The following is a 2,582-nucleotide window of genomic DNA, read 5'->3' as shown; positions in this document are numbered from 1 at the left end:
CTGTTGGCGCTGATTGAAAACTGACCCACCCTGCCGATTGAAAATTGACCCAGGGCGGATCGCTGACTTTTGCATCAGCAATTGTGGATAAGCTTAGCAGTCGTGTTCCAGTGACAGAGGCACTAGACCCCCACCACATGCAGGCATGCGGCAGGGTATTTCGGGGGCAGATCAAAATGGTTCATCGTCCGCCGTACCATCATCGTCCTTGCGCTTTCGTTCACGTGATTTGATCTTTGTCTGGGCGACCAAGCTGCTGTGTTGCAGACGGTAGGACTCGTTGCCCGTTTCGACGATGTGACAGTGGTGTGTCAGCCTATCCAGCAACGCAGTGGTCATCTTGGCGTCGCCAAACACACTCGACCATTCCGAGAAGCTGAGGTTGGTGGTGATGACCACGCTGGTGTGTTCGTACAGCTTGGACAGCAAGTGAAATAACAGGGCGCCGCCGCTCTGGCTGAAGGGCAAATACCCCAGTTCATCGAGTATCACCAGGTCTGTGCGAAGCAGCCCTTGAGCGATTCGGCCTGCTTTACCATCGTATTTTTCGCGTTCCAGCAAATTGACCAGATCCACCGTGGAGTAGAAGCGCACGCGTTTGTTATGCGTCGTGATCCCGGACACGGCCAAGGCGGTGGCCAGGTGTGTTTTGCCTGTTCCAGGCCCGCCGATGAACACCACATTCTGCGCGGTATCTGTGAACGCCAGGTTGGACAGATCCTTGACCAGGCGGGCGTCTGCGCTGGAAGCGCTGAAGTCGAAGCCGGCCAAATCACGATGCATGGGGAGTTTGGCCATGTTCATCTGGTGGTTCACTGAGCGCACCGCGCGATCCGCATGTTCTTGTTGGAGCAGATGCTCAAGCAGCCATTTCGACGACGCCGTCGAGGATTCTCCTTGCGAAGACAGTTCTTCCCAGGCGCTGGCCATGCCATGCAGACGCAGTTCTTTGAGTTCCGCCATAAGATCACGCATTGCGAGTCTCCTCATCGGTGGTACGGAGCCGGTCATAGCGCGCCGTATTGGCGACAGGCGCTATCTTGAGTTGAAGGCTGGTTTCGGCGGACGGAGGTGCTGCTGTCGATGTCAGTCGAGCCAGGACATTCAGGATGTGGTCAGCGCTCAAGCTGCCTGATTCAAGTACCAACTCCACCGCCACCAACACAGCATCGAGCCCGGCGATGGGAACCGCCGCCAGTACCTGCGTCATGATTCGATCACCGTTGGTGTGACGCCTCAGGCCGCGTTTTAGCAGTTGCAACGGCTTCGGCAGATCAGCAAACGGCGCACCATTGCGCAGCGCTCCCGGCTTGCGTTCGATGAGCGGGATGTAATGCTGCCAGTCAAAACTGACCTGATCTCGATCAAAGAGGCGCTCATGACTGGCAATCATCATTTCATCGGCGATGACCACCACCCGGGAAGGATACAGACGGCTGCTGACCCACTGGCCGACCCGCTCACACGGCACCGAGTAGCGATTTCGCGCCACGCTGATCAGACAGGTGCTGGAGACGCGCACGGTGCGCTCGACATAGCCGTCAAAGGCAGTGGGCATTGGCATCATTTCCACCCGTTCCAGTTCCAGGACGTCCGCCACCGTCAGCCCGTTGTACTGCGGGTGCACCAGCTCGCTCCAGAGCGCACGACAGCGTTGTCCGAGCCAGACATTCAGTTCTTCAAAGGTGTGAAACATGCAATCTTGAGCATCGAGCCAGATGCGCCGTCGGCTGTCTTGGACGTTCTTTTCGACGATGCCTTTTTCCCAGCCGGAGGCCACGTTGCAGAAGTCCGGATCAAACAGGTAGTGCGCGCACATCACGGCAAACCGAGCATTGACCGTACGGCCTTTGCCCTTGTTAACCTTGTCGACAGCGGTCTTCATGTTGTCGTAGATGCCGCGACGCGGCACCCCACCTAACGCGCCAAACGAGCGGGTATGGGCATCGAACAACATCTCGTGGCCTTGGCTGGGGTACGCAACCAACCAGAATGCACGACTGGCACACAGCTTCATATGGGAGACCTGGATGCGTCGGAACAGGCCGCCAATCAGCAGACCTTCTTCGCTCCAGTCGAACTGAAAGGCCTCACCGAGTGCGAACGTCAGCGGTACAAAGGCACGTAGGGATTTGCCTTGCTCGCCGCGCCACGAGCGAATGAAGGCGGTGAGCTGGCTGTAGCCGCCGTCGTAACCCTCGGTCTTGATCAGCTCAAAGAGTGCTTTGGCGCTCCTGCGGTTGTGCTTTGCCCGAAACGAATCGGCCTTGAGCGCCTGCTCCAGCGTCTGGTGAAACGGACTGAGTTTGTTGAAGGCTGCGCACCGCTGGTACGCCGGCTGAGTGGCTTCGGGCGCTCTGACCCATTTTCGGATGGTGTTTCTCGACAGCCCGGTACGCTTGGCGATCTGATGCAGCGACAGCTTGTCGCGAAAATACATCCGCCGAATTTTGCCCATCATTTCCATGCTGATCACCCTGGGTTCTCCTGCTCAAAAATTGAGCAGAAGCAGTTGAACACCTGGGTCAGTTTTCAGTCGGCGGAACAGCCTTTACTGGGTCAGTTTTCGGTCAGCGGCAACA

General features: G+C 57.4%; 2 protein-coding genes. Both read right to left on the bottom strand.

Annotation, left to right across the window (positions count from 1 at the left end; genetic code table 11):
* Positions 1-171: 171 nt before the first annotated feature.
* Positions 172-975 carry an IS21-like element helper ATPase IstB gene (istB, locus tag V6M90_RS29980; protein ID WP_141063773.1) on the bottom strand — a complete coding sequence of 268 codons (804 nt, stop codon included), beginning with the start codon at positions 973-975 and terminating at the stop codon, positions 172-174.
* Positions 968-2,467: an IS21 family transposase gene (gene istA / locus V6M90_RS29975; protein WP_181408607.1), complete on the bottom strand. Its 1,500-nt coding sequence runs from the start codon at positions 2,465-2,467 to the stop codon at positions 968-970. Before istA ends, istB begins: the two co-directional genes overlap by 8 nt.
* Positions 2,468-2,582 lie beyond the last annotated feature (115 nt).

It is taken from the genome of Pseudomonas lactucae, assembly GCF_036688725.1.
GTDB classification, from domain to species: Bacteria; Pseudomonadota; Gammaproteobacteria; order Pseudomonadales; family Pseudomonadaceae; genus Aquipseudomonas; species Aquipseudomonas lactucae.
This window is presented reverse-complemented; position numbering and strand designations above follow the sequence as displayed.